Source organism: Mesorhizobium sp. W050, assembly GCF_054719535.1.
Genome location: NZ_JBTTIH010000001.1, coordinates 1,788,761 through 1,808,033, shown reverse-complemented (window position 1 = coordinate 1,808,033; position 19,273 = coordinate 1,788,761). Strand labels below are relative to the sequence as shown.

Below are 19,273 nucleotides of genomic sequence, written 5' to 3'. Positions count from 1 at the left end.
TTCAGCCGAACCGGGCAATCGCATAGGGCGCCATCACCAGTTGGCCTCGGCCAAACGCTGAGATGTCGACCGTCACGTCGTTCGCTGTCAGGTTCGCCAGCCACGCGAAGGTCTTGCCCGAAGCGGAGCGGCCGGCCAGCGCCAGCACCTTGGTCTGATCGCTCGTCCTTGCCGCCACATACGCAAGGCCGGCCATTTCGCAAAGCCCCTTGATGGCATCGAAGATCGGCCGGGGCGATCCTTCCGCGACGGGTTCGCCGGATGCTGCCAGCACGCCGAACGGCCCGGCGAAGCCGGAGAGCGTGAGCAGTTCCAGCCCAGCCGGCGCCACGCGCGCGGCATAGCCGATCGTCCATGCGGCAGCGAACAGGCCGGCATGACGAGGGTCGCGATCGGCCATGGCGATGCGCTGTCCCCCGGGATTGCCCTTCGTCGCGCCGCCATAGGGGTTCTGGCGCATGGCGATCGTCGACGGACCGATGCGGTAGGGCTTTGCCCCGAAGATCGCCCGCGTCGACGGGGTGATGAAGGGCAGCGCCTCCAGCGACTGCATGACGCTGAGATCGTCGGCAGCGTGCACGATCGGGCACGTGCAGTGAGTGACGAAATCGAGCAGGCCCCCCGGCACGCGCTTGCGGTTGAGCTCGGTGAAATAGCTGAACATGCCGCCGCCGAGCCGGATATCGGGAAAGGCGCGACGGGCCGCGGCATAGACGTCTTCGAGCGGCGGACAGTCCGGCCACGCGCTGCCCGGCGGTGTCGACTGCCGGTCAACCGAAGGCGAGACGGCAATGGCCGAAAGCTTCAACCCGGCTTGACGCACCATGTCGGCAACGCCTGACAGCTCGGCATCGAGGTCGCCCGCGCAGGCAACGACGCATTCCAGCGTCGTCTGCACCGGATAGGCGGCGGTGAGCCTTGCATAAGACTGCAATGCTTCGAGACCGTGGCCGCGCGTCGGATCGTAGTGGAAGACAAGTTGCTGCGGGCCGAGCTCGGTCAATGTCGAAAGATTTGCGAGCGCTGCTTCGACCTCATCCGGGTAGATGATCACGCCGAGATCCGGCAGCCTCTGCCCGGTCTCGCCGAGTTCGACGCTGACCGGTTCGGCGGCAGATGCTGCGGCCGGCATTCCCCCCTCGCCGGTGATGCGAAGGCTGACCGTCTGGCTTACAGTTTGGCCGGCCGGCAGCACATAGGGCCATGGCAGCGCCAGCGGCCGCACATAGGTCTTGTATGACGCGTCCGACCAGTTGCGCTGGTCCTCCATCTCGAAAGTGTCGCCTTCCATCCGGCATTCGGCAGTGATGCCCGGCCGGACTTCATGGGTGATCGAGCGCAAATCCTTGAAAGGCTGCCAGGGATCGATCAACAGCGGCAGCTTCGCCGCCACCAAGCTGCCGTCCGTATGCTCGACCGTCACCGGGCTTCCGGAGAGGCCGGCGATCGGATGCAGGATGCAGAAGCCGCAGCGATTGGTCTCGAAATCGCTTTCAGGGACCGCGCTGACGTCGAAGACCAGGTGACCGTTGGCGGAGCCCTTGATCGTAGCGCGAAGGTCGAGCCGGCTTCCGCCCGGCGCTAAGCAACTTGCGGAGTAGCTGACGGAGAAGCTGTCGGCGTCCTAATCGACGGCAAGGTCGGTCAGTTCAGGCTCGTAAGTGCCCCAGTCGCGGTCGCGCACGATGTAGGCGATGGCGCGCAGCACTTCGATGCCGCCGTAACGGATGGTGCGCAGATTGCCGTTGACGAAGTCGGCGCTGAGCAGGCCCGCACTCAGCCTGACCGGCTCGGCCTCGACCACGCGTGCGCCGTATAGGAGGAAGGCGTCGGCTGTCATGTCAGCAAGCCATCCAGGTGGACAGGTTCGTGGCTCGCGGCGCCCAGATAGGCCGCCTCGACCAGCGCGAATGTCTTGAGATTGTCGGCGCCCGAGGTCGCCGGCTCGGTTCCCTCTGCCAGGCAGTCGACCCAGTGCTGCTGGATGGCGACGACACTCTCCTGGATGTTGTGCCATGGGCGCGATGCCCAGGCGAGTACGGGCGGCGAAACGTCGGTGATCTTCGTGCCGCGCCTGCCGGTCACGGTGAGCCGATATCCCTGCGCCAGGCGGATTGTGCCGTCGCTGCCGTCGATCTCGATAAGCGTTTCGGGAAACGGCTCCACGGCAAGCTTCGTCGCGTAGCTGCAGTCGACGACTGAGGTGGCGCCGCTCTTGTGATCCATCAGCATCGTTACGACGTCCTCGCCGGCGATATCGGGGTTGATGCGCGCCGTTCGCGTCGTGATCGTCGACACGTCGCCCAGTAGAAAACGGGCGATGTCGAGACTGTGGATACCGAGGTCCTCGATGATGAAGCGCTTTCCCTTGGCGAGATAGGGCTGGCCGGAAAACACGTCATAGGCAGAGCGGAAGGAGATGCGCCCGAAGAACGGCGTGCCGATCTCGCCGCTGTCGAGCACGGCACGCACCGCCTGGATCGCCGACTGCCAGCGAAAATTCTCATGCACCATCAGCGGTACGCCGGCTTCCACGCAGGCCCTCACCATCGCCTTGGCGTCGGCAAGCGTCGGCGCGAACGGCTTTTGGCAAATCACCGGCACACGGTGCAGCGCCGCCATCTCGACCAGCGGACGATGGCTGGGAACGGTAGTGGCGATATCGACGAAGTCGAGGCTTTCGCTTGCAAACATCTCTGCCGCGTCGGTGTAGCGCTTCGCAATGCCGAACTGGTCGCCGATGATGCGCAGCCGCTCCGGGTCGCGGTCGCAAATGGCGACCATCGCGGCGCCTTCAATGTCGCGCCAGGCATGCATCTGGTTGATGGCAAAGAAGCCGCAGCCGATGAGCCCTCCCCGCAACTCCGCCATGCTCAGCCTGCCTTTGCCATCTGCATCAACGTCACCCGGCTCTGCAGCCGGCGCTGCGCCTGGTCGACGACGACGGCGACGATGATGACAAGGCCCTTGATCACCATCTGCCAGAAGGAACTCACGCCCATCATCACCAACCCGTCCGAAAGAATGCCGATGACGAAGGCGCCGACAATGGTGCCGCCGATCGTGCCGCGCCCACCCGACATCGAGGTGCCGCCGAGCACCGCCGCCGCAATGGCGTTGAGCTCGAAACTTTCGCCTGTTGCCGGGTGCGAGGCCATCAGTTCGGACGAGATGATCAGGCCGACGATCGCCGCGCAGAAGCCGGAGAACATGTAGACGAATATTTTCACCATGTTGACACGAACGCCCGAAATTCGCGACGCCCGTTCATTGCCGCCGACGGCGAAGATGTGGCGGCCGAGCGGGGTGTATTTGGCGAGGTAGGCCGCCGCCAGCGCAACGACGATCAGTGTCCAGATCGCCACCGGCAGGCCGAGCAGCCGCCCGGCGCCGAGGAAACCAAACCCGGTGGTGCCAAGCTCCGGCTTGCCGACGAGGTTGGGGAAGGTGCGGCCGTCCGACGACAGCAACGCCAGGCCGCGCGCGACATAGAGCACGCCGAGCGTGGCGATGAACGGCGCTACATTCAACCTGGTGATCAGCAATCCGTTGACGGCGCCGATCAATATGCCGACCGCCAGCGTGATCAGCGCGATCTCGACGACGTTGAAATAGACGGTGTAGCCGAATTGCAGGTCGATGCCGTTCAGCACGAGGTAGCCGGCGACCATGCCGCACAGGCCGACGATCGAGCCGACTGAGAGATCGATGCCGCCGGTGATGATGACGAAGGTCATGCCCATGGCGAGGAAGGCGTTCAGCGCCACATGTTTCGACATCAGGATCAGATTGGCTGTCGACAGGAAATTCGGCGCCGCGATCGAGAAGAAGATCAAGACGGCGATCAGCGCGATGAAGGTCCTCGCCTTCATCAGCGTCAGCAGCAGCGAGCCGCTCGAAACGGAGGAGACAGCCGCCTTGGCCGGGATGTCAGTCATGGGTTCTCCGTGTGCGGGGCCGGTCCGTGGCCAAGTGCCGAGGCGGCGACAAGGGCTGCCTCCGTCGCCTCGGCGCGATCGAACATGCCCGTCAGTTTTCCATTGCTCATCACCGCGATGCGGTCGGACAGCGCCATCACCTCATCGAGATCCGAGGTGGCGAACAGAATGCCCAGCCCGTCGCGCGACAGTTTGCGCATGGTGCGGAAGACGTCGGCCTTGGCGCCGACATCGATACCGCGGCTGGGCTCGTCCATCAGCAGCACCTTAGGCCCGGTGAGCAGCGCCTTGCCGATCACCACCTTTTGCTGGTTGCCGCCTGACAGCGATGAGACCTCCTGCGCCGGGTCGGCGACTTTGATCGCCAGTTCCCGCACCATCTGCGTCACCGCCTGCTTCTCCTGGCCGCCACTGATGTGGAACAGGCGGACAAAGCGCGACAGGCTGGCCAGCGTCAGATTGCTGGCGACGGAGAGGATCGACACCAGCCCTTCGCGCTGGCGGTCTTCGGGGATCAGCGCCAGCCCGCGCCGGATACGCCGCGTCGTGTCGCGCTCCTTGACCTTTTTGCCGGCGATGAAGATTGCGCCGGTAGCCTGGCCATGGCGGCCCATGATGCAGTCGAACAGCTCGCTCCGCCCGGCGCCCATCAGGCCGTATATGCCGAGGATCTCGCCGGCGCGCAGCGACAGCGAGACGTGATCGACCGCCAGCCCGCCGGTGGCGCGCGGCAGGCAGATGTCCTCGGCGCGGAATATCTCTTCGCCGGGAAAATGGCCGTCGGCCTTGGCGAAATCCTTGGCGTCGGAGCCGATCATCTGCCGCACGATCCACCGCGTGTCGACGTTTTTCATCTCTTCCTGGCCGGTGATGTGTCCATCGCGCAGCACGGTGATGTAGTCGCCGATGCGGATCAGCTCTTCCAGCCGGTGCGAGATATAGACGATGGCCACGCCGCGCGCCTTGAGGTCGGCGATCACCTTGAACAGGATCTCGACTTCCGCCGCACTCAGCGCCGAGGTCGGCTCGTCCATGATCAGGATGCGTGCATCGAGCGAGACCGCCTTGGCGATCTCGACCAGCTGCTGCTGGCCGATGCGCAGATCCTCGACCAGCATGTCCGGCCTTATCCCGGCCTGCAGCCGTTCGAGAAATTGCGCCGCGCGACGCTCCTGTTCCTTGCGGTCGATCTTGCGGAACCGGTTGGTGATCTCGCGCGTGGCGAAGATGTTCTCGGCGACGGTCATATTGCCAAACAGGTTCAGCTCCTGGAACACCATGCCGATGCCGCGGTTCACCGCGTCGCCCGAGGACGAGAAGGAGACCTCCTCCCTTTCCAGGAGGATCCGGCCGAGCGTCGGCTGTTCGACGCCGGCGATAATCTTCATCAGCGTCGATTTGCCGGCGCCGTTTTCGCCGACCAGCACATTGACCGCCCCCTTGCGTACCTCGAAATTCGCGCGCTTGACCGCGACGGTGCCGGAATAGACCTTCGAGACGTCTTCCAGCTTCAGGATGACATCGTGAGCGGCGGCGGCACTCATGGCTTCGGCCCGATCTCTGCCTCCGCCGGCGTCACCAGCGGCAGGTCCTGGCCGCTCTCGAGCGTATAGGCGCCGAGAACCTTGGCGGTCCGGCCTTCCAGCGCGTCACGCGGCAGTTTGGCAAGCACGGCCTTGACGGCATAGGCGTTGAACGCCTTGCCGAACTGGGCGAAGTCGATCTGGTTGGTAAAATCGTTGAACTGGATGAAATCGAGACTGTCGCGCAGCGCGGTTCCCCGCATCGCCGGTCCGATTTGCACACGCGCATCGGCCTTGCCGTCGCCGTCGACATCGATATCCATCGTTGCCGCGCGTGACGCCGTGTTGGCTGCGATGATCTTGCCCTCGGCGCGAACCGCGAAGGTCCATGGCGAATTCGCCTGCTTGTTCGGATTGCCATATTTGGCGCCAGCGGAAGCAGGATCGGTTTTCGCCAGAGCGTGGACCTCGGCAAACGGCCCGGCCTTCTGCTGGAGGTAAGGCACGACCTTCGCGGCCCAGATCTCCTCGACCATCTTGTCCGGATTGAAGACGGCGGCATTGCCGCTGTCCCCCGAAGGGGTCGGGAGGATCTTGCAGGCGGTCAAGCTGATGCCGAGTATCACGGCAAGGATCGGCCAGATCGGCTTGTTGTTCAGCATGATGGCTTGTTGAGCATGTGATCAATACCCACGGAAAGGGGCGACGAGGGACGACCCTTGGGTAGCCCCTCGCTGTTCATGTCACGCCGGCTCAGTTGGTCAGCGCAAACGTTTCCAGCTTGGCAGCATTGTCGCCATTGACCAGAACGCAGTCCATCAGCTGCTTTTCCTTGGCCGGCGACTTCTTGTTCTTGATGAAGTCGTTGGCCTGCTCGACCGCCATCTGCGCCTGCGCATAGGCCGGCTGCAGGACGGTTGCCTTGATGCCGCCCGCGGTGATGGAGTCGCGCACGTCGTTCGATCCGTCGAAGCCGACGACGATGACGTCCTTGCGGTTCGCCGCAACCAGCGCCGCATACGCGCCCATCGCCATGGTGTCGTTGCCGGAGATGACGCCCTTGATATCCGGGTTGGCCTGCAGGATCGATTCCATCTTGGAATAGGCTTCCGTCTGGCTCCAGTTGGCCGATTGCTGGGCGACCATCTTCAGATCCGGATAATCGTCGATGACGTCATGATAGCCCTTCGAGCGAATGCCGGCATTGGTGTCGGATTCCTTGCCGACCAGCTCGACGAAATTGCCCTTCTCGCCCATCAGCTTGACGAACTCCTGCGCGCCGAGCTGGGCGCCCTGGTAGTTGTTGGAGACGATCTGAGCCACGGCGACGCCGGTGGCGTTGATCTCGCGATCGATCAGGAACGACGGCACGCCCGCGTCCTTGGCCTTCTGCACGGCAGCGACAGTGGCGTCGGCGCCGGCATTGTCGAGGATGATCGCCTTGGCGCCGCGACCGATCGCGGTGTCGATCAATTCGGACTGCTTGTTGGCATCGTCGTCATGGACGAGCACAAGCGCTTCGTAGCCGAGTTCCTTGGCCTTGGCTTCGGCGCCGACGGCTTCCGCCTTGAAGAACGGATTGTCGTGCGAGGGCGTGATGATGGCAATGAGGTCGGCCGCATAGGCGGGTACCGCCGTGCCAAGCGCCAGCATGCCGGCGAACGCCGCAAGTGTCATTCTGCGTGTGAGTTTCATGATGTCCTCCCGTTTGAAAAATTGCCTTGATCAATCAAGGCCTCTGCATTCGAATTCGTCGCGCAGCGCGGGCCGCCGATCGGTTCGGGCTGAAATGCCGTTGCCGGCTTCCCAAACGATCGCTGCTCCCCCGCCGTCCCTCCACTCGCCCAGGCTTCGTACTTCCCGCGGACCCTTGCTCAAGCCATCAACAGCTAAGCCAACTGGTATGATGAGTCAATCATGAATTGAGGTGACGTGTGCCCACCGAGCAAAAACATCTGGGCGTCATGGCGGGTGTGTCGAGCCATCGAGGCGCTCCGGCAAGCCCCCCGACTCGGCCTGTCTCAGGTAATGCGCCGAATGCTCGCGGCGATCTCTTCCGGCTCGAACACCCGCTTCCAGTCGTCGCGCATCAGCACCGGCTTGCCGAATTCGATCGCCTTGTTGCAGGCATCCGAGAATACGCCCTTGGTCTCGCCGAAAATCACGGCGCCGAGCACGTTCATGTGGCCGAGCAGGAAATCGAGCGCCGCCTGTTGGTCGACGCCTCGCGCGACGACCTCGTCGACGGCTTCCTTCATGACGACAAGCAGTGACGCGCACACCGTCTCCGATAGACCGGGCTCCAGCAGCGCCATCTGTTCGACGGTGACACGGTGCGAGCGCATGACCGGCGCCCAGATGATTTTCGCGACCGCCTCGCCCTTGGCGTAGTCCGCTTCCGGCCCCTGCATCAGCGCGCTGACCATATGCTGCTTGGCCTTGACGCCGCCAAAATAATCCTTCTTGGCCGCCATGTCGGTCTCGTCGTTGAAGATCGGCGGATGACAGGGATGGGTGACGAAATAGGTCAGGTCCGGCCGGTTGGGCAGATGGCCGGCGAAGGGTGCGGCCGCGTCGAGCACTATCACCATCGTGCCAGGCGCGAGCTTGCTCTCGATATCAGCCGCCACCTTGCCGATATGCGTGTCGGGAACGGCCAGGATGACGATATCCGCCCCGTCCAGCGCCGCATCGGCACTGACCGCGTCGAAGCCCAGTCCGGTCTTCAGCCGATCGCGGCCGGCCTCGCTGACCTCGACATGGCGTACCGTGTAGGGCGATCCGCGAAAATTGGTCGACAGGCGGTAACCCATTTTGCCGCCGGCACCGAACAGCGCAATCGTCGTCATCTATCCCTACTCCCGCTTTGAACGACGGCCGCGCCGATCGTCATGTTATTAACTGGTATAATCACCTTACCACGAATTGAGGAGTTGAACAGGGCTTTGATGAGCGGCTATGCAGTCGCCGTTTGGCTTCCGTCCGCACGATTTCCGCGGTGGCGGCCGATAATTCAACCAAGCCAGAGCGCCGTTGCCTTTCCAGACAATCGATGCCCGCGCTAGAAGCCTCCAGGTCCATTTTCTCGGGGGCTCGGTTGCGAAGTGACGGTGGGGGCGTCACCAGCAAGGCGAAGCGCGTCCGCGCGGTCCGGTCGCGTTTTCGGGCCGTGAGTTCTCACGGCGATTTGGCGAAGGGGCTATAGAGAATTCGCGCTTCGCCGGGGTTCCGGCGAGCCAAATCACTTCTAGTCGATCATGCCGACAACTATTTACCGGTAGCTTCCCGGGTCCTTGGCTTTCTCCGCCCGACAGCTGTCCGTGCGTTGCGCCGCCGTGCGGTAAGCGCCTTCATAAAACCTGATGGCTCTCTTGAATTCGGGGGGATTGGGTATCAGGTGTTTATCTTGCACATCGTACAAGATGTATATCGCCGTTATTTTGGATTTTCCGTCTGGAGTCAGCTGCAGCGCCGGGCATCGCGTCGTAACGGCGATGACGTTAGCTGACCATGTTACGACCAATTTCAACTGGGCGTCGGACAGCCCGGCCAGATAGTTGATGTTTTTTTGATAGGCAGGGTCGATGTGTTGTCGATTATCTTTTGCAGACGCAGCGGAAGACAGGACACCTACCACGCCGAGTATAATCAATATGCATTTCAAAAGCTGCCTCCCCCAATGTTACGGCCATCTCGACCACGGCATTGTCCGTCCCCACAAAGCAGGTTGAAACAAGTCAATTTGAAAAGCAATTGGGGTTCGCGACCTTATACGGATCACCGCACCTTCAGAACCCGGTTGCTCGCGGACGCCCTTCTTCAACCAAGTGAAACCGGTAGCGGTCGCGCACGAACTCGTTGAAAAATTGCCCTTTCGAGAAGGCGGCCCGGAACGCCGCATAGGTCTCAGGCTCGACCTCTTCATAGTCGTAGCGGGCTCCGCTTGGAACGAACCAGACCGAGAGGATTTTCGTCGACGGGTCGTAATGGGTGTTGCGGATGGCAGTGGACGGCATGTCGAAAATCCTGCTTCGTCCCAAAATCTTGCTTCGCCCCAGATCCTGCTTCGAAAATGCGTAATGCCGCAACGATGCGGAGGTTCCGTCAGGGAGGCGCATCACAACGCCGAAAATCTTGCCCAGGCGGCGAGGCTTCCTATCTCTCCGTCAGATGGCACAGACGAAATCCAGCACAACAGCGTATGCCAGCCAGGGCGATCTCTTCGGCGCGGCCGACACGCTGCCGGAAGGATTTTCCTACCGGCCGGGCCTGATCACAACGGACGAAGAGGCGGAACTGGTCCGTCACCTCAATGAACTGTCCTTCAAGCCGTTCGATTTCCATGGCCATATTGCCAACCGGCAGGTCGCCGGCTTCGGCTGGCGCTATGACTACGACCGGCGCCAGGTCGTCGAAGCGCCGCCCATCCCGAAATTCCTGCTGCCGCTTCGCGACAAGGTCGCGGATTTTGCCGGCAGGCAGGCCACGGAATTCGCCCAAGTGCTCATCAACGAGTATCCGCCGGGCGCGGGCATAGGTTGGCATCGCGACAAGCCGCATTTCGATCTCGTCGCCGGCGTCTCGCTGCTGGCGCCCTGCAGCTTTCGGCTGCGCCGCAAAAACGGCTCCAAATGGGATCGCGAGACGATCGAGGTCGAACCGAGGTCCCTCTATCTCATGGACGGTCCGGCGCGCCACGAGTGGGAGCACAGCATTCCGCCGGTCGCCGGTCACCGCTACTCCATCACGCTGCGCACTCTTAAATAGGCGATACTCCAAGCCACGCAGCAGCCGCTCTGGAAGGCCGAGCGCTGTTGTGCTTCGATTGCACATGAGCGTTGACCGCAGCAGAATTTTAGTTACCCGCGTAGCGCCCTTTCTGTGGGCATGCCTGTCCTGCCTGCTGGCTCTGCAGTGGCTCGTCGACCTTGGCATGGTCGGCTTTCCCGACGGATACATAACGCCCTATGCAAGAGCAACGAGCACGCTGTTGCATGTCCTTGTCTGGGCGTGCCTGGCTCAAAGTCTCTACTTCGCTTGCCGAGCCTTGCTTGGCAAACGCTTCGAGCCTGCTCCTCTCTTCCTGCAAATCCTGATCGCCGCCGCACTGACTGTCGTGCCGGCATTCATCGTAAAACACTGTCCGCGGTCTCAGGTATGCAGCAACATCTATGAAGCGCTCACGAATACGATGATGGACGACGGCACCGGCGGATGACGTTGTGTCTCCAGTAACTGACGAGAGTTAGAACTTTGGCGTCGCGCCGCGCGGTGGCGGTAAAACCTGGAGGAACCATGCGAAAGATCCTGGCATCGATGCTGCTGTTCGCGGCAGCGCTATTTGCAAACCCCGCTCGGGCGCTGGACAGTACCATCCCGCCGGTTGTCGTCACACCGCTTGCGGATCGCAGCCAGACGGCGTCCGGTCAGCCGATCGTGCTGCCGCAGAAAAATGTCCAGGTCCTGGTTTCAACCTATGACATTGCGGTCGGCGCCACTCTGCCGGTGCACAAGCACCCGTTTGCCCGCTACGCCTATGTCGAGGCCGGGACACTCAAAGTGACGAATGTCGAGACCGGCAACAGCAACACCTACAAGACGGGCGATTTCATCATCGAGATGATCGGCCAGTGGCACCAGGCCACCAACATCGGCGACGCCCCGGTCAAGCTGCTGGTCATCGACCAGGTCGAACAAGGCGCCAAGAACACGGCGCTGCAGAAACAATAGATCTCTCGCTACGGACCTAGGCAGGGTTGCCGGGCTGGCCCAAGCAGCGACTGGCTGTTCCGGCTTCCCCACCAACCGAGCCGATGCTAGGGCTGGCCGTCATGCAATCATGAAGGATCGCCCCTTGGCAGGAAATGCTCGCCCCCTGATCGAAATCTGCGTCGAAGGCATCGATGGACTGCTGGCCGCGCAGGCCGCCGGCGCCGACCGGGTCGAGCTCTGCGCCAGCCTGGTCGAAGGCGGCATCACGCCCAGCCTCGGCACGGTGCGCGCCGCACTCGAGAGCGCGACCATTCCCTTCCATGTCATCGTGCGGCCGCGCGGCGGCGATTTCCTCTACAGCGAGGCCGAATACAGCTCGATGCTCGCCGATGTCGCAGCGCTTCGTGACCTCGGCGTCGCCGGTGTCGTCGTCGGTTGCCTCGATGCCGACGGCACCATCGATGAAACCCGCATGGGCGCGCTGGTCGATGCCGCCGGTCCGCTCGCCGTCACCTGCCACCGCGCCTTCGACATGACGCGCGACCCGGCCGAGGCGCTGGAAGCGCTGATCCGCTGCAAGGTCGGCCGCGTGCTGACCAGCGGCCAGAGGGACACCGCGGTGGAAGGCGCCGGCCTGTTGGCGGATCTCGTCCGCCAGGCCGACGGCCGCATCATCATCCTCGGCTGCGGCGCGCTGGACCCCGAAAACATCGCCGGGGTGCTGGCATCAACCGGGCTGACGGAAATGCATTTCGCCGCGCTCAAGGACGTACCGAGCGCCATGGCCTACCGCAACCCGCAAGTCGGCATGGGGGGCACCGATCTCGACCGCGAGTATCGCACCACAGTCACCGATGGGGCGCTGGTTGCGGCGACGATTGCGGCGGCCAGAGCATGATGAGCAAAGCCGTGACTGGGCGGCCATCGCCGATCAGCCGCGTCCTGCCTCAGGACGAAGCCGCCATCCTCGCGCTCAACAATGAGCACGCCGCCGAACTGTCATGGCTCGAGCCGGAACGGCTGTCCTTCCTGCTTGGCGAAGCGTTTTACATCAGGCGCATCGGCGCGCTCGAAGCCTTCATCATGACGTTCGACCAGAATGCGGCCTACGACAGCCCGAATTTCCTCTGGTTCCGCGAGCGCTATCCACGCTTCGTCTATGTCGACCGCGTCGTCGTCGCGGCGCAAGCGCGCGGCCGCGGCCATGCCCGCCGGCTCTACGAGGATCTGTTCGGGGAAGTCGCCCGCGCGGGCCACAGCATCGTCACCTGCGAGGTCAATGTCGAACCGCCCAATCCGGCTTCGGACGCCTTCCATGCGGCGCTTGGCTTTGCCGAGGTCGGTGACGCGGTGATCCATGGCGGCAAGAAGGCGGTGCGCTACTACCTCAAGGAGATCGCCGGCTGATGGGTCGCTGGCTGATGATCGGCAAGCAGATCGCCACGGCGGCATAAGATTAGGAGTCCGTAGCCCTCACCAATTCCGGTTCAGCCAGGCCCGCGCGGGCTTCTCGACCAGATAGTAGCTGCATAGTGCACAGGCGAAGACAGCCGCCAGCATCGGGATCGGCGCACTGCCCTGCTCGGCGACGAATTTGTAGAAGGGCTGTTGCCAGAGATAGAGCGAGTATGACCACAGCCCGATCATCACCATCGGCCTGGACGATAGCAGGCCGGTCAGGTGCCGGCTGCTGGTGTCCAGCGTATTGACGGCAAGCGCCAGCAACGGCACCGCCAGTAGGTAATGGATCGGCGTCGGCACCGGATCGAGGAACAGCAATATAGCCGCCGCCGCCGACACGAGGCTGACATAGGGGCTCTTCAGGAATGCCGGCAGCCGGTCATCGTGCTTGAGCAGGCAGATCGATGCCGACAGCAGGATCGAGGCGATATGCACATCGGTGCGCCAATAGCTGTGCTCGTAATCCATGCCGAGTGCCCAGTACGAAATGGCGCCATTGGCCATCGCCAGCAGCGACAGCGTCACCAGCAGCCGAACGACATTACCCCGCCCGGTCACCACCACGCTGATCAGCGCCAGGATGATGTAGGCATGCTCTTCCACGCATAGCGACCAGATGTGGTCGAGCGCGCCGGCGCGGGTGATGAGAATTCCGGCATAGTTGTAGGTGAATGTCAGCGCCGTCAGCGCCGCCTTCCATTTGAAGCCGATAAAGGTGCCGGAGAGCCCGATCATGGCTGATGTCACGAACACCAGCAGCGCGGGATAGATGCGCGAAAAGCGGCGCTTGAAGAATTTTTTCAGCGGAAAGCGTTCGATGAACAGTATCTCGCCCATCAGCCGGCCTGAGAGCACGAAGAAGAACTCGACGCCGAGCACGCCGAGATTGATCCCGGGAACGGGGAAGAAATGGCCGATCAGCACCAGTGCGATCGAAAGCCCGCGCCAGCCATCGAGATAGGCCAGTCTTGCTCTGGCTGCTTTGTCGGCTGTGGCCCGCGGCAGGGCAACAGACGCTGCGGAGATGTCGGCCATGCCGATCCTCTACGACGCAAGATCTTGGCGCAGCTCACACCGCCGCGCGCAGAATCCACCCCGTGTTCCGCCAAGCTATACATATTGCAGTGCAATATCAGATTGTGCAAGTGCGAGAATGGGGCTGGGCAGTCCCTTGGGAAGTATGCGCCTGTTCTTGCACGGGAATTACCTGAAACAACGGATTTGCGCGTGGCAGCGAACCCGCAAGGACTGGGCAGTTACAGCCCGCCACAGACGAACAAAGGGGCCGCGATGGCCCCTTTCCTTGTCAGTAGCTTTATGATGTCAGGCGTTGGCTGCCGCCACCGCGCGCTTGGCCATCACGGCGATCAAATTGGCACGGTATTCGGCCGAAGCGTGGAGGTCGGTCATCAAATTCTTCGCCGGCACTTTCACGCCGTCGAGCGCCGATGCGGCAAAATTCTTCGCCAGTGCTGCTTCGATCTCCTTCGAGCGGAACACACCGTCATCGCCGGCGCCGGTAACGGCAACGCTGACCCCGTCCTTGCCCTTTGCCACGAACACGCCGACGATCGCATAGCGCGAGGCCGGGTTGCGGAATTTTTCGTAAGCAGCCTTGGCCGGCGCGGTAAAACTCACCGCGGTGATGATCTCGCCTTCTTTCAGCGCCGTTTCGAACAGGCCGGTGAAGAATTTCGCGGCTGAAATCTCGCGCTTGTTGGTGACGATGGTGGCGCCCAGCGCCAAGAGCGCCGCCGGATAATCGGCGGCTGGGTCGTTGTTGGCGACCGAGCCGCCGATCGTGCCCTTGTGGCGCACCGCCGGATCGCCAATCAGCGACGCAAGGTGCGCAAGCGCCGGACAGGCCTTCCGCAGCTTCTCGTCATTGGCGACGTCGTAATGGGTTGTGGCGGCGCCGATGGTGACGGTCTTGCCCGACACCTTGACGCCTTGCAGCTCCCTGATCCGCGACAGGTCGATCAGGTCGGACGGTGCGGCGAGCCGCGTCTTCATCGCCGGGATCAGCGTCATGCCGCCTGACAAAAGCCTGGCGTCGCCGCTCTTCACCAGCTTGGCGGCGTCGGCGACCGAGGCGGCGCGGTGGTAGTTGACTGCGTACATGGGATCCTCCCTTGAAGTGGTTAGGCAGTAGTGAGTAGGGAGTAGGGAATAGGGAATAGGGACGCTGTCATCTCCGGTAATGCCCATTCCCTACTCACTTCTCCCTACTCACTCATTTCTTCGCCCTAATCGCCGCCCACACCTTCGACGGCGAGGCCGGCATGGCGATGTCCACAATCCCCAAAGCGTCGGTGATGGCGTTGATGACCGCCGGCGGCGAGCCGATGGCGCCGGCCTCGCCACAGCCCTTGATGCCGAGCGGATTGCTCGGACACGGCGTGTTCGACGTCGAGACCTTGAATGACGGCAGGTCGTCCGCGCGCGGCATGGTGTAGTCCATGTAGCTCGCCGTCAGCAGCTGCCCGCTATCGTCATAGTGCGCGCCTTCCAGCAGCGCCTGGCCGATGCCCTGGGCGATGCCGCCATGCACCTGACCCTCGACGATCATCGGGTTGATGATGTTGCCGAAATCGTCCGCCGCGACGAACTGGACGATCTCGGTCGTGCCGGTTTCCGGATCGATCTCGACCTCGCAGATGTAGCAGCCCGCCGGGAAAGTGAAGTTCGCCGGATCGTAGAAGGCTGTTTCCTTCAGTCCCGGCTCCATGCCTGCCGGCAGATTGTGAGCGGTGTAGGCGGCAAGCGCCACCTGGAACCAGGGCAGGCTCTTGTCGGTGCCGGCAACCTTGACCTCGCCATTCTCGATGACGATGTCGCCCTCGTCGGCCTCGAGCAGATGGGCGGCGATTTTCTTGGCCTTGGCCTCGACCTTGTCGAGCGCCTTGGCAATTGCCGACATGCCGACCGCGCCCGAGCGCGAGCCGTAGGTGCCCATACCCATCTGCACCTTGTCGGTATCTCCATGGACGATCGAGACCGAGTCCAGTGGCACGCCAAAACGCTGGTTGACGAGTTGCGCGAAGGTCGTCTCATGGCCCTGGCCATGGCTGTGCGAGCCGGTCAGCACCTCGATCGTGCCGACGGCATTGACCCGCACTTCGGCGGATTCCCACAGACCGACGCCGGCGCCGAGCGAACCGACCGCCGCCGACGGCGCGATGCCGCAGGCCTCGATATAGCAGCTCATGCCGATGCCGCGCAGTCTGCCCTGGCTGCCGGCCGCCGCTTTGCGCTTGGCAAAGCCGGCATAGTCGGACGCCTGTGTCGCCGCATCGAGTGAAGCTCCATAGTCGCCGGCGTCATAGTTCATGATGACCGGCGTCTGGTGCGGAAACTCGGTGATGAAATTGATGCGCCGCAACTCCGCCGGAGAGACCCCAAGTTCACGCGCGGCGGTCTCCATTGTCCGTTCGAGCAGATACGTGGCTTCCGGCCGCCCTGCCCCGCGATAGGCATCGACGGGTGCCGTGTTGGTGTAGACGGTGCGCACATTGGCGTGGATCGTCGGGATGTTGTACTGGCCCGACAGCAGCGTCGCGTAGAGATAGGTCGGCACGCAAGACGAGAACAGCGACATGTAGGCGCCGAGATTGGCGATGGTGTCGACTTTGAAGCCGGTGATCTTGTTGTTCTGGTCGAACGCCATTTCGACCGTCGAGACATGGTCGCGGCCATGTGCGTCGGTGAGGAAGCTTTCGGTGCGGTCGGCGACCCATTTGACCGGCACGCCGGTCTTCTTCGACGCCCAAAGGCAGACGATCTCTTCGGGATAGATGTAGATCTTCGAGCCGAAGCCGCCGCCGACATCGGGCGCAATGACGCGCAGTTTGTTTTCCGGTGCGACATTGTAGAAGGCGCTCATCACCAGCCGCGCGACATGCGGGTTCTGCGACGTCGTCCAGCAGGTAAAATGGTCCTCGGCCTTGTCGTAATGGCCAAGGGCCGCGCGCGGCTCCATGGCGTTGGGAACCAGCCGGTTGTTGACGATCTTCATGCGGGTGACATGGGCCGCCGCCTGGATCGCCGCGTCGGTCGCCTTGGCATCGCCGATCTCCCAGTCGAAGATAAGATTGTCCTCGGCTTCGGCATGGACCTGCGGCGCACCTTTTTGCAGCGCCTTGGTGGCATCGACCACCGCCTTCAATTCCTTGTAGGTGATCTCGACCGCTTCGGCCGCGTCGCGGGCCTGGCCCTTGGTTTCCGCCACCACGATGACGACCGCGTCGCCGACATAGCGCACCTTGTCGACGGCCAGCGGCGACCACGCGCCCATCTTCATCGGCGAGCCGTCCTTGGAATGGATCATCCAGCCGCAGATCAGGTTGCCGATGCCGTCGGCCTTGAGCTCCTTGCCGGTCAAGACGCCGATGACGCCGGGCATCGCCTGCGCTCGTCTGACGTCGATCTTCTTGATCTGAGCATGCGCGTGCGGGCTGCGCACGAAAGCGGCATGCTTCATGCCGGGAACCACCATGTCGTCGACATAGCGGCCGGCGCCGGTGATGAACCGTTTGTCTTCCTTGCGCACGACCCGAGCGCCGATGCCTTCAATGCCCATAGGAATTCCTCCGGAATAGCGAATAGTGAGTAGCGAATAGTGAACAGTGAGTAGGGAATTGTGCTCGGAGCGGTTCGGCTAAACCGACTACTCGCTATTCACTATTCACTACTCGCTTCTTTCTTACGCTGCCTGTTTCGCCCTGCCCTTCGGCACCTTCGCCATCGTCTGCGATGCGGCGAGGATCGCCTTGACGATGTTGTGGTAGCCGGTGCAGCGGCAGATGTTGCCTTCGAGCTCGGCGCGCACCGTCGCCTCGTCAAGGCCTTCGGGATGGCGCGCGATCATGTCGGTCGCCGTCATGATCATGCCCGGCGTGCAGAAGCCGCATTGCAGCCCATGATGTTCCTTGAACGCGGCCTGCATCGGATGCAGGTCGCCGCCATTGGCAAGCCCTTCGATCGTCACCACGGTCGACCCGGAGGCCTGCACGGCCAGCATCGAACAGGACTTCACCGCCTTGCCGTCGACATGCACGACGCAGGCGCCGCATTGAGAGGTGTCACAACCGACATGCGTTCCGGTGAGACCAAGATTTTCGCGCAGGAAATGAACCAGAAGCGTTCGGTCCTCGGCAGCGCCGCTGATCCGTTTTCCGTTCACGACAAACGAAACGTCCGACATGCATCCTCCCTGGGTATGACCTTGGTAGTCATGCTGCCGATGCGGCTTTGGCGCTCGGCCATGCGCTATTGGTACACTGCACAAAGCGCAAAAAACACACGGCGCTCATTGTACTTTCGGTCATGGAGAAAACGAAAATCATGGGCCTGTCCGCCCCATTGCCAAAGAGCGAATAGGGGGCAACAATGCCCTCGACGCCAGCGCGCCGAGAGACATAAAACGGGCGCGCGCAGGAAGCGTCGGAGGATATCGGGAGGAAGCCTCTGGCCAGTTCACGGACGAGCTATGCATCCGGTCTGTCGGCGCTCACCACCGACGAGCCCGACGCCGATGCATTCGCCCTGGCGGTCGCCGTCGAGGCCGCAGCCATCGATGCCGGCTTTGCCCTGCTGTTCTTCTCCCAGAGCCTGTTTGACGCGAGCGTCCTTTCGCAAGGGCTGAAGACCCACGCGCCGACGCTGGCCTACGCCGCCTGCTCGACCGCCGGCGAGATTACCCCCCAGGGCCTGGAGGAAGGCCATGTGCTGGCGCTGCTCTTTCCCTCCGCGTCGTTTTCGGCGGTCAGCACCATGGTCGACAATCTCTCCTCGTCGGGCATGGACAGGATCACTGATGAAGTCGAGGCCCTGCGGCGCCTACTGCGCGGGCGCCTCGGCTGTTGCCATACCAAAAGCACCTTCGCGCTCTGCTTCATCGACGGCCTGTCCTTTGCCGAGGAAGCGGTGACCTCGGCCATCCATTGGGGGCTGGACGACATCCCGCTGCTCGGCGGTTCGGCGGGCGACGACCTCAAATTCGAAACCACCAGTCTGATTTCGAACGGCAAGGTGGCGTCAGACAGCGCCATCATCGTGTTGATTGCTACCGAAATTCCCTTCCACGTCTTCAAGACCGACAATTTCATCCCCACCGACGAAAAGCTGGTGGTGACGGCATCCGACCCGGACCACCGCACCGTGCGCGAGTTCAACGCCACCAATGCGGCCGAGGAATATGCAGCCTCGGTCGGCATCGTTGCGCAGAACCTGACGCCGCTGAGCTTCGCCTCTCACCCCGTTGTGGTGAAGGTGGGCGGCGAATACTACTGCCGCTCGATCCAGAAGATGCATCCCGACGGCTCGCTGTCGTTCTTCTGCGCCATCGACGACGGCGTCGTGCTGTCCATCGCCCAGCCCAAGGACATGGTGGAATCGACGCGCGCCGCACTGCGCGACGTCGAGGAGCGGCTCGGCGGCATCGACATGATCCTCGGCTTCGATTGCGTGCTGCGCCGGCTCGACGCCCGCAACCGCCAGGTGTTCCGCGACATTTCGGAGCTTTACCGGGTCAACAATGTCATCGGCTTCGGCACCTATGGCGAACAGTATCGTTCGATGCACCTCAACCAGACTTTCACCGGCATCGCCTTCGGCGAACGCCAGGCGGCGGAATAGCCC

The 19,273-nt window shown here is 62.6% G+C and carries 18 protein-coding genes and 1 pseudogene; 6 read left to right on the top strand and 13 right to left on the bottom strand.

The window, feature by feature from the left end:
- Position 1: 1 nt before the first annotated feature.
- The 9 genes and pseudogenes from apnL to ACYG9Y_RS08570 form a co-directional block, all read right to left on the bottom strand.
- Positions 2–1,840: pseudogene (gene apnL, locus ACYG9Y_RS08610) on the bottom strand (D-apionate lactonase).
- Positions 1,837–2,871: a Gfo/Idh/MocA family protein gene (locus ACYG9Y_RS08605; protein WP_023739047.1), complete on the bottom strand. Its 1,035-nt coding sequence runs from the start codon at positions 2,869–2,871 to the stop codon at positions 1,837–1,839. The pseudogene apnL and the gene ACYG9Y_RS08605 overlap by 4 nt, the downstream one beginning before the upstream one ends.
- Before the next feature lie 2 nt (positions 2,872–2,873).
- Entirely contained in the window at positions 2,874–3,938 is a 1,065-nt protein-coding gene (locus ACYG9Y_RS08600) for an ABC transporter permease (protein WP_023739048.1), read from the bottom strand.
- A complete protein-coding gene (locus tag ACYG9Y_RS08595) occupies positions 3,935–5,482 on the bottom strand; it encodes a sugar ABC transporter ATP-binding protein (RefSeq protein ID WP_023739049.1) in 1,548 nt (515 codons plus the stop codon). The genes ACYG9Y_RS08600 and ACYG9Y_RS08595 overlap by 4 nt, the downstream gene beginning before the upstream one ends.
- Positions 5,479–6,123, bottom strand: a complete 645-nt coding sequence (locus tag ACYG9Y_RS08590; RefSeq protein WP_023739050.1) for a DUF2291 family protein — start codon at positions 6,121–6,123, stop codon at positions 5,479–5,481. The genes ACYG9Y_RS08595 and ACYG9Y_RS08590 overlap by 4 nt, the downstream gene beginning before the upstream one ends.
- 91 nt (positions 6,124–6,214) lie before the next feature.
- Positions 6,215–7,156 carry a D-ribose ABC transporter substrate-binding protein gene (locus ACYG9Y_RS08585; protein ID WP_023681704.1) on the bottom strand — a complete coding sequence of 314 codons (942 nt, stop codon included), beginning with the start codon at positions 7,154–7,156 and terminating at the stop codon, positions 6,215–6,217.
- Positions 7,157–7,482: 326 nt separating this feature from the next.
- Positions 7,483–8,310, bottom strand: coding sequence for a phosphogluconate dehydrogenase C-terminal domain-containing protein (locus tag ACYG9Y_RS08580; protein WP_023697644.1), 828 nt, complete (start codon positions 8,308–8,310; stop codon positions 7,483–7,485).
- A 422-nt stretch (positions 8,311–8,732) separates the two neighbouring features.
- Entirely contained in the window at positions 8,733–9,113 is a 381-nt protein-coding gene (locus tag ACYG9Y_RS08575; RefSeq protein WP_023697645.1) for a hypothetical protein, read from the bottom strand.
- A 136-nt stretch (positions 9,114–9,249) separates the two neighbouring features.
- Complete coding sequence (locus tag ACYG9Y_RS08570) at positions 9,250–9,477, bottom strand: KTSC domain-containing protein (protein ID WP_023691072.1); 228 nt, start codon at positions 9,475–9,477, stop codon at positions 9,250–9,252.
- A 154-nt stretch (positions 9,478–9,631) separates the two neighbouring features.
- On the opposite strand from ACYG9Y_RS08570, the gene ACYG9Y_RS08565 reads away from it, so the two are divergent.
- The 5 genes from ACYG9Y_RS08565 (at position 9,632) to ACYG9Y_RS08545 (ending at position 12,580) form a co-directional block, all read left to right on the top strand.
- Positions 9,632–10,228 (top strand): alpha-ketoglutarate-dependent dioxygenase AlkB, encoded by a 597-nt coding sequence (locus ACYG9Y_RS08565; RefSeq protein ID WP_023701700.1) that lies wholly within the window; start codon positions 9,632–9,634, stop codon positions 10,226–10,228.
- A 64-nt stretch (positions 10,229–10,292) separates the two neighbouring features.
- The gene (locus ACYG9Y_RS08560) at positions 10,293–10,679 is read left to right on the top strand and encodes a hypothetical protein (RefSeq protein WP_023739051.1); all 387 of its coding nucleotides are present in this window, start codon (positions 10,293–10,295) and stop codon (positions 10,677–10,679) included.
- Between the two features lie 77 nt (positions 10,680–10,756).
- Positions 10,757–11,191 carry a cupin domain-containing protein gene (locus ACYG9Y_RS08555; RefSeq protein ID WP_023739052.1) on the top strand — a complete coding sequence of 145 codons (435 nt, stop codon included), beginning with the start codon at positions 10,757–10,759 and terminating at the stop codon, positions 11,189–11,191.
- A gap of 109 nt (positions 11,192–11,300) precedes the next feature.
- Entirely contained in the window at positions 11,301–12,071 is a 771-nt protein-coding gene (locus tag ACYG9Y_RS08550; RefSeq protein ID WP_023739053.1) for a copper homeostasis protein CutC, read from the top strand.
- Complete coding sequence (locus ACYG9Y_RS08545) at positions 12,071–12,580, top strand: GNAT family N-acetyltransferase (protein WP_023739054.1); 510 nt, start codon at positions 12,071–12,073, stop codon at positions 12,578–12,580. The genes ACYG9Y_RS08550 and ACYG9Y_RS08545 overlap by 1 nt, the downstream gene beginning before the upstream one ends.
- A 66-nt stretch (positions 12,581–12,646) precedes the next feature.
- Here the strand turns inward: ACYG9Y_RS08545 and ACYG9Y_RS08540 are convergent, their stop codons facing one another.
- The 4 genes from ACYG9Y_RS08540 to ACYG9Y_RS08525 all read right to left on the bottom strand — a co-directional run bounded on the left by ACYG9Y_RS08540 (position 12,647) and on the right by ACYG9Y_RS08525 (position 17,837).
- Positions 12,647–13,669, bottom strand: coding sequence for an acyltransferase family protein (locus tag ACYG9Y_RS08540; protein ID WP_023739055.1), 1,023 nt, complete (start codon positions 13,667–13,669; stop codon positions 12,647–12,649).
- Between the two features lie 288 nt (positions 13,670–13,957).
- Positions 13,958–14,755 (bottom strand): FAD binding domain-containing protein, encoded by a 798-nt coding sequence (locus ACYG9Y_RS08535; protein ID WP_023739056.1) that lies wholly within the window; start codon positions 14,753–14,755, stop codon positions 13,958–13,960.
- Positions 14,756–14,867: 112 nt separating this feature from the next.
- Positions 14,868–17,213, bottom strand: a complete 2,346-nt coding sequence (locus tag ACYG9Y_RS08530) for a xanthine dehydrogenase family protein molybdopterin-binding subunit (RefSeq protein WP_023691066.1) — start codon at positions 17,211–17,213, stop codon at positions 14,868–14,870.
- Positions 17,214–17,336: 123 nt separating this feature from the next.
- Positions 17,337–17,837 (bottom strand): (2Fe-2S)-binding protein, encoded by a 501-nt coding sequence (locus tag ACYG9Y_RS08525; protein ID WP_023681712.1) that lies wholly within the window; start codon positions 17,835–17,837, stop codon positions 17,337–17,339.
- Positions 17,838–18,085: 248 nt separating this feature from the next.
- Between ACYG9Y_RS08525 and ACYG9Y_RS08520 the strand changes: the two genes are divergently transcribed.
- A complete protein-coding gene (locus ACYG9Y_RS08520) occupies positions 18,086–19,270 on the top strand; it encodes an FIST signal transduction protein (RefSeq protein WP_352653838.1) in 1,185 nt (394 codons plus the stop codon).
- Positions 19,271–19,273 lie beyond the last annotated feature (3 nt).